This window comes from Mitsuokella apri (assembly GCF_047974105.1).
In the GTDB taxonomy this organism is placed as follows: Bacteria; Bacillota; Negativicutes; order Selenomonadales; family Selenomonadaceae; genus Mitsuokella.
In genome coordinates, this window is record NZ_JBHYRS010000015.1 from 1 (window position 1) to 753 (window position 753).

1 protein-coding gene is annotated in these 753 nt (G+C 51.9%); it reads right to left on the reverse strand.

Annotated elements, in window-relative coordinates; translation table 11 throughout:
- A partial coding sequence (locus ACE419_RS11505; RefSeq protein WP_435722081.1) for an IS66 family transposase occupies window positions 1-698 on the reverse strand: 698 nt, incomplete at its 3' end.
- Window positions 699-753: the final 55 nt, after the last annotated feature.

The window sequence follows — 753 nt, forward strand, 5'->3', positions numbered from 1 at the left end:
ATGAGCCAGTCCTCGGCAGCTCGGATAACCCAATTGCCAAGCGTGGCACGAGAAAGCGGCAGGCCAATGTCCTTCCATTCCCGTTCCTGCCGGTAGAGTGGCAGGGACTGCTGGTATTTTTGTGTGATGACGTGTGCTACACTCGATGGCGAAGCAATGGATTTTGCAATGACCGGCTGCGGCATGACCGGCTTTTCGATGGAAAAGTGTCCCTGCTTGCGGCATTCGAGGCACTGAAAGGACTCACGGACAAAGTCGATGACTTTGATCTGTGCCGGGATAAATTCGACTTCCGTGCGAATTTTTTCTTTGCCCATGGATACCAGTGGTGCGCCGCAGCGTTTGCAGATGCGTTGATCTTCCGGCAACGTGATGACGCGTTCCTCATGAGGTGCGCTGGCCAATATCTCTGCCAGATGATTCTTCTGCTTCTTCCGGCGCTGATGAGCCGGCACCTCAATGCAGGGCTCGGGCGCATTTTTCTTGGCCTCGATTTCCGCCTCGTTGAAGAGATTGATCTCTTCGGCATCTGTGTCGCCGAAAAGCCGTTTCGTCTTCTCTGTGCGGGAACCGTAAACCATTTTCTGCAGCTGGGCAATCTGTGCCTTGAGCATTTGATTTTCCGTTTTTAAATTTTCAGCCGTAGTAGAAAGTGCGTCGATGCGATTCTGCATCTCCTGCTCGCGCAAATCTGTCATGGAAATCCTCCTAAAAAATCTGTTTCCATTATACCGCAAAAAAGCCCGCGAAGCT